Origin of the sequence: Collinsella sp. AM23-17, assembly GCF_003470945.1 — a bacterium.
Lineage (GTDB): Bacteria > Actinomycetota > Coriobacteriia > Coriobacteriales > Coriobacteriaceae > Collinsella > Collinsella aerofaciens_O.
Genome location: NZ_QRHU01000001.1, coordinates 181,159 through 187,916, shown reverse-complemented (window position 1 = coordinate 187,916; position 6,758 = coordinate 181,159). Strand labels below are relative to the sequence as shown.

Genomic DNA, 6,758 nt, shown 5'->3' with positions numbered 1-6,758 from the left:
AAAAACCTGTGCTTTTGCGACTGCGCCTAGCTGCGAGCGAGAAGCCTGTTCTAAACGCCCCTGCATTTATGTGCATCGCAAAGCCAAAAAGAGGGGGCGAGAACATGGAACAGACGGCACGGCGCCAAGAGCAGCTGCCGGGCGCATTTAACGGCGCCACCACCTACAGCCAGCACGGCCGCGTCCGCTGGTATCTGGTCCACACCCCCCATGGAAAAGAGCGCGAGACATGCGAAAAGGTTCGCTGCATTATCCCGCACGAGCTGATGCAGGACGCTTTTGTGATGCAAAAGGAGTTCTGGTTTAAGCGGGACGGCGCCTGGTCGCTCCAAACCAAACCCATGTACAAGGAATATTTCTTTGTCGCCACGCACGATGCCGCTGCGCTCGATAGGGCTTTGGCCCAACTGAGCTTTGGCTGCCGCATCGCCGGCAGTAGGGAGCGGGCGTACATGCCCATGCCGGACGATGCGCAGGATTGGTACCGCAGCGTGCTGGACGACGACGGCGTGGTGCGCAACAGCGTTGCGCGCATAGAAGACGGCGTGTTGCACATAGAACAGGGCCCCTTGGTGGGGCAAGAGGCCCGTGTAAAGAAGATCGACCGTCATAAACGCTGGTGCCTGGTAGACGTGGGCGAGGGTGACTCCACATTTAGGGAGCTGCTTCCGTTAGACGTGCCCAGCAAAACGTAAGGGAGACGTTGCGCCGGCAATTCGTTCGCATTTTGGATTCATAGATGGGGGGTTCCTGGGGACAGGGACGTAAGTTTTATTGTGGCTGCTAAAGAAGTAACAGAGAGCAATGTGCCCGCGGGGGCGGTACTGATTGCTCAGGCCATGGACCGGCGTGAGGGCGCCGGCCGCTACAAGGCCATGCAATCCATTATGGACTGGGATCGCTCGCGCCTGGCCTACCGGGCCATAAAGCGCACGTTCGACATCGTGTTCAGCGGTGCTGTGCTCGTCGTAATCGCGATTCCCAGCTTGGTGCTGGCGGCGCTCATCCGTCTGGAGAGCGAGGGCAGCCCGTTCTATAGCCAGATCCGCGTGGGTCAGACCCGCCCCGACGGCAGCCTGTCCACCTTCCGCATGTGGAAGTACCGCTCCATGTACAAGGACGCCGACGAGCGCCTCGCCGAGCTCAAGGAGCAGAACGAGATCGCTGGCGCCATGTTCAAGATGAGGGAGGACCCCCGCGTCACCAAGATCGGGAAGTTCATCCGCAAGCACTCCATCGACGAGTTCCCGCAGTTCCTCAACGTATTCCTGGGCCAGATGTCCGTCGTGGGCCCGCGCCCGCCGCTGCCGCGCGAGGTGGAGCAGTACACCGAGTATGACCTGCAGCGCCTGGCCGTGAAGCCCGGCATCACCGGATGGTGGCAAGTCACAGACCGCAACGACACCGACTTCGACGGGATGGTTCGCCGTGATTTGGAGTACATCGCCAAGCGCGGCCCAATCACGGACCTGAAGATTGTTCTCCTCACGGTCGTTGAGGTCTTTACCGGTGGAGGTGCTTGCTAAATGACTGAACCGGTTAGGGTGGCTCAGGTTGTTGGCAAGATGGTTGGCGGCGGCGTCGAAGCTGTCGTTATGAATTACTATCGCCACATCGATCGCGGTAAAGTGCAGTTTGACTTTCTTGTTGATTCCGATTCGACGCTTGTTCCCCGTGACGAGATTGAATCGCTCGGTGGCAGGGTCTTTGAGATTCCGCCTTATCAGCATGTAGCTGAATACCAGCGAGAGCTTCAGCGTCTCTTTAAGCAAGAGGGCTGGAAGATTGTCCACAGTCACATCAACGCGCTTTCGGTCTTTCCGCTTCGTGCCGCGAAGAAGGCGGGCGTCCCCGTGCGTATCGCCCATAGCCATTCTACGAGTGGTAAGGGGGAGTATGCCAAGAATGCCCTGAAGGCCGTGCTGAAAACGCAATCGAATCGGTATCCAACACACCGATTTGCATGCAGTCAATTCGCCGGTGAATGGCTTTTTGGTAAAGCCGCGCACTTTGAGGTCGTATACAACGCAATTGATTTGGACCGCTTCCGCTTCAATGCTGAGGCTCGCGCGCAAGCGCGAGCCGATCTGGGCCTCGTTGGCAACCAGTTTGCCATTGGGCATGTGGGACGTTTTACTGCTCAGAAGAACCATGCGTTTTTGATCGACGTTTTTACTGAGGTCGCAAAACGCCGCGATGATGCTGTTCTGTTGCTTGTCGGCACCGGCGAAGCCGGGGCCTCCGTAAAGGCTTTGGTGGACGAACGCGGCCTTACCGAGCACGTTAAGTTTTTGGGGCAGAGAAATGATGTCAATCGTTTGTACCAGGCTTTTGATGCGTTCGTTCTGCCAAGCCTTTACGAAGGCCTGTGCCTCGTCGGTGTCGAGGCACAGGTGTCTGGTCTGCCGTGTCTGCTTAGTGATGCGATTACGCGTGAAGTGGACGTGACGGGGGAGTGCAAATTCCTGCCGATTGACAATCCTACTGTGTGGGCCAATGAGATCAATTCACTCTCGCCATTCTCGTATGAAAGTCGAATTTCTATCTCAAGCGGGCTTTTCGCTGATTACAACATTGACTTGCAAGGTAAACGATTAACTCAGAAATACTTAGATCTCTATTCAAGGAATTAGATGCCAAACAGCAACTTAGTATCGGTGATTGTGCCGGTATATAACGTTAAGTCTTATTTGCAGGAGTGTTTTGATAGCATTTGCCGTCAAAGCTATCAAAACATCGAGATTATTCTCGTCGATGACGGCTCGACTGATGGATCTGGCGAGCTTTGTGACGTTCTTGCGACGAAAGATGATCGAACTACCGTTTTGCATAAGGAAAACGGTGGCCTTTCTGACGCTCGTAATGCGGGACTGCGCATTGCTCGGGGGGATTGGATTTCCTTCGTTGACAGCGACGACTACATTTCTCCCGTTTTTATCGAGATCCTTCTAAACGCCTGTCTTGATACGAGGTGTCAGATATCTGCTGTTCCGTTTGGTAAATCGTTCAATGACGGTGATGCTTGCTCGTTGATTAAGTCGCTTGGCCCCGTGGCGCCTGCGAAGGCTCTGCCTTCGCCCGATGTCCAGCGTCTGATGTTATATCAGGCGCTGGACACCGGTGCCCAGTGGCGCCTTTACGCAAAGACGCCACTGGGCATAGATCCTTTCCCTAAAGGGCTTTATTACGAGGATCTTGCCAGCATTTATAAAATTATTCATAAGGTCGATTCTGTAGCAGTTGTTGATTGCCGTGAGTTATATGCATATCGCATGAGGGGCGATAGCATTATTCGACAGGAATATAAGCATATTAAGGGACATTCTGCACTTAGTATCGTTGATCAGTTGTATCGAGACATAAGCAATTGGTATCCCGATTTAAAAGCAGCCGCGGCCTCTCGTTGTTTCTCTGTTTGCAGGATGGTGTTCGCGCAGGCTAATAACTGTTTTTCCACAAGTGAAGCTGACACAAATTCCGTTGACTCCGAAAAGCTGTGGAATGTAATCAAAAGATATCGAACCACAGTTCTTTTAGATCCCTTTGCTCGTAAGCGCGAGCGTTTTGCCGCAGCCATTTCATGCTTGGGACGAATTCCCTTTACGTTCTTTTGCTCGATTTGCCGTTTCGTGGGACTGATGCAATGATTTACTTCGCTATTTTAGGATTACCGGTAATACTAGCCTTTCTATCAGATCGTTCACGCGGTTGCCTTTCAATTGGTTTATTTGTCGCCGCATTGCTTGTTCCCTGCTTATTTGCGGCAGTTCGAGATACATCCGTTGGAACCGATGTAATGACCTATGCCTATTGGACATTTTATAGCGCCAAGAATGCTAGTCTGGGATTATTCTTGGCTGAATATTCGTCGCTTTCGGCATTTGGCTTTAATTTGCTCAGTTGGATTATTGCCAAGTTGGGAACATTTGAGATTTATTTAGGATTAATCCAAGCGTTTACCGTTTTTCCGATATGTTGCTTTGCAAAAAAAATGTATCCGGATTCCTCTTGGGCTGCTGTTGCCGTATATATGCTTCTGCTGTTTCCAATTTCACTTAACGCTATGAAGCAAATGATTGCCGTGGCGCTTTGCGTTCCGGCATTTATATTTATTGAAAAAAGGAAGCCTTTGATATTTCTTTCGGTTGTGATGGCATCTGCAATTCTGTTTCATCAAACTGCAGTTGTTGCACTATTTTATTGGCCAGCTGTTCAATCAGTTCGTTCGATTGGTGGTAAGGCTGCCTTCTTTGGAAAAGCTCAGGGGTTCGCTGTTTTTTTAGCTGTGGCATTAATTTTTGGTTCCGCGTTTGTCTTTGGAAATCGCTTGATTATGCTTTTCTCGAGTCTCAAAGACTCTTACTCTTATCAGGTCAATGCTTCTGGCACGAGGCTTAACTACTCCTCATTGGTGTTACTTTGTGGAACTATTTTGATATATTTATTTAATCGGAGATCACGCTTGAATAAGGCGAAGTCGGTCGGTTTTGAATCTATATTTGCAATTATTTCGATTGTTGGCGTCTTGGCGATGCAGCTGAATATTATTGCTGATAGCCTTATGCGGTTCTCTTATTATCTAATTTCGTTCTTTCCGCTTTTTGGATCAGAGCTTGCAAAAGAAGACGAAGGGAATATTCCTTTCAGCGCATTACTTCTGATTTGTTTACTTATTGCTTACTTTATTCAAACGATTGTGATCAACGGCGGTAACGAAGTATATCCATACACCTCAATCTTATTGGGAATTAACTAATGCGTTTTTCTATTATCATTCCTGCATATAATGCCGAGCGTTACCTTAGCGAATGCCTTTCTTCTGTGTCCCTTCAGTCTTTTGATAATTATGAGGTTATCCTTATAGATGATGGGTCGACTGATTCGACGCTATCGCTTGTTGAAGACTTCGCTTTGAGAGCAAATAACGCCACTGTTCTGACCGGAGAAAATCAGGGTCTTCTTCTTGCAAGACGAAGAGGGCTTCTACATGCTAAAGGTGAATACGTTGTTTTTCTTGATGCGGACGACTGCCTTCGTTATGATGCACTTGAAATTTTAGATAAAGCCATCAAAAAAACCGATGCTGACATTGTTTCCTTTTTGTTTAGCCGTGAGAAGGATTTTAGTGGCAATGGGTTTAACCGTGATAAATTGCCTGAGGGTTTATACAATGGGGCTCAGTTTGAACTGGTAAAGGAATTTGTCTGCAAGGGTCGCTTTAATAATCTGTGTGGCAAAGCCATTCGACTTAGCTGCATAGATCTTGATGCAACATATGGGGCGTATAAAGGCCTTATGCACGGCGAGGATTTACTTCAGTTGCTCCCGATTGTCGATTCCTGCGCCTCTCTTGCTCAGCTCGACGACGTTCTCTACTACTATCGTCCTAATGAATCCGCAAGTACAGCATGTTACAAGTCTTCTCAGCTAGAGGATATTGTACAGGTCAATCGTAGGCTTGCTGAGTATGCCGCTAGATGGGGCGATGCTTGTCGTTCCATGGCTATTTTGGGTGAAACGAATCAGTATTTCTATGTTCTGAAGCTTAGTGAGCTTTCTGACTCGGATGATCGTGAAAAAGAGGCCAATTTCTCATCAATATCTGCGGCCATGTCACAAGAATATGTTTTTTCACGCGCTCGTAGGGAGAGACTGAGATTTGATAATCGTTTGTTAGCCATCGCTCTGGAGCATAACTGGAGAAGTTTGGCTAGCTTCGTCGTTCATTTGGTGGAGGTTTTAAAGTAATGATGCCTCTAATTTCTATTATTGTCCCCGTTTACAATACAAAAGAGTATTTGCCGAAATGCATAGACTCTATCCTTGAGCAGAATAGCACCATTTTTGAGTTGATTTTAATCGATGATGGATCGACTGACGGCTCTGCTGCCGTTTGCGATGACTATGCATCGGCAGATGAGAGAGTTATAGCCCTTCATCAGAAGAACTCCGGTGTTTCGGCTGCGCGAAATGCTGGCATTGAATTATCTCACGGCGAATATATTTGGTTCTGCGACAGCGATGATACGGTTTTATCCGATTCAGTACGATTGTTAGTAAACTGCATTGCTTCAACGCGTGCCAGTATGCTTGTTTTCCCTGTTGATCAAGTTGACGAGAGCGGTAACGTTCTTGGTCAAATTCCAGCACCCGTCGTAAGCAAAGATAAGTCTCTTGGTCCATTGCAATGTGGCGACCTTCTTTATCCCTATGCTCATGTAATTAGGAGAGACGTGATTGGTTCTACGAGGTTTGATACGTCGTTATCTTTGCTTGAAGATAGGGATTTCTTATATAGACTCTGGTGGATCGCGGCTGGAGATATTGCTGTTATTGATAAGCCTTTATATCGGTATTTGATTACTCGCTCGGATTCAGCTGTCAACTCTGCAGCTGTGTCAAAATACGTAGAAGCGACGGCAGTTAATGCCGCCATACTAGACAACGAAGAATCTATGGGGCGTGTTATGCCGGCGTTTGAACTATTTGCCAGTCATTCCCTGGGTGTTCTCTCGCTGCTTGCTCGTCATGGCGTTTATGACGATGATGGCTATCGCATCGTGAGAAAACGTCTAGTTAGTTATAGACATTATGCCAAGTTACTCAAGGCAGGCCTTAAGGTTAAGTATTATCTAGCAGTTTATTTCCCTGTGATTTTTAATTTGCTTGCCTGTCTTACTGGCAAGTTCAAGAAAGTCAGTCTAGGCTCCTCTGTTTTAATGAAAAATAATTAAACCTCGTTAACCAAGAGCGAGGAA

The 6,758-nt window shown here is 48.4% G+C and carries 7 protein-coding genes; all 7 read left to right on the top strand.

Going from position 1 to position 6,758, the window contains the following annotated elements; translation table 11 throughout:
• Window positions 1-104 precede the first annotated feature (104 nt).
• On the top strand, window positions 105-695 hold the full coding sequence (locus tag DW645_RS00815) for a hypothetical protein (protein ID WP_118225833.1): 591 nt from the start codon (window positions 105-107) through the stop codon (window positions 693-695).
• A gap of 81 nt (window positions 696-776) precedes the next feature.
• The gene (locus tag DW645_RS00810) at window positions 777-1,526 is read left to right on the top strand and encodes a sugar transferase (protein WP_233540678.1); all 750 of its coding nucleotides are present in this window, start codon (window positions 777-779) and stop codon (window positions 1,524-1,526) included.
• The gene (locus tag DW645_RS00805) at window positions 1,527-2,633 is read left to right on the top strand and encodes a glycosyltransferase family 1 protein (RefSeq protein WP_118225831.1); all 1,107 of its coding nucleotides are present in this window, start codon (window positions 1,527-1,529) and stop codon (window positions 2,631-2,633) included.
• A complete protein-coding gene (locus DW645_RS00800; RefSeq protein WP_118225830.1) occupies window positions 2,634-3,647 on the top strand; it encodes a glycosyltransferase family 2 protein in 1,014 nt (337 codons plus the stop codon).
• A complete protein-coding gene (locus DW645_RS00795; protein ID WP_158568643.1) occupies window positions 3,644-4,756 on the top strand; it encodes an EpsG family protein in 1,113 nt (370 codons plus the stop codon). The genes DW645_RS00800 and DW645_RS00795 overlap by 4 nt, the downstream gene beginning before the upstream one ends.
• On the top strand, window positions 4,756-5,748 hold the full coding sequence (locus tag DW645_RS00790) for a glycosyltransferase family A protein (protein WP_118225828.1): 993 nt from the start codon (window positions 4,756-4,758) through the stop codon (window positions 5,746-5,748). Before DW645_RS00795 ends, DW645_RS00790 begins: the two co-directional genes overlap by 1 nt.
• A complete protein-coding gene (locus DW645_RS00785; protein ID WP_233540677.1) occupies window positions 5,748-6,734 on the top strand; it encodes a glycosyltransferase family 2 protein in 987 nt (328 codons plus the stop codon). Before DW645_RS00790 ends, DW645_RS00785 begins: the two co-directional genes overlap by 1 nt.
• Window positions 6,735-6,758: the final 24 nt, after the last annotated feature.

Coding starts and splice junctions, on each gene's coding strand:
- DW645_RS00800 (WP_118225830.1), top strand. CDS start 2,634: ATGCCAAACAGCAACTTAGTATCGGTGATTGTGCCGGTATATAACGTT.
- DW645_RS00815 (WP_118225833.1), top strand. CDS start 105: ATGGAACAGACGGCACGGCGCCAAGAGCAGCTGCCGGGCGCATTTAAC.
- DW645_RS00805 (WP_118225831.1), top strand. CDS start 1,527: ATGACTGAACCGGTTAGGGTGGCTCAGGTTGTTGGCAAGATGGTTGGC.
- DW645_RS00785 (WP_233540677.1), top strand. CDS start 5,748: ATGATGCCTCTAATTTCTATTATTGTCCCCGTTTACAATACAAAAGAG.
- DW645_RS00795 (WP_158568643.1), top strand. CDS start 3,644: ATGATTTACTTCGCTATTTTAGGATTACCGGTAATACTAGCCTTTCTA.
- DW645_RS00790 (WP_118225828.1), top strand. CDS start 4,756: ATGCGTTTTTCTATTATCATTCCTGCATATAATGCCGAGCGTTACCTT.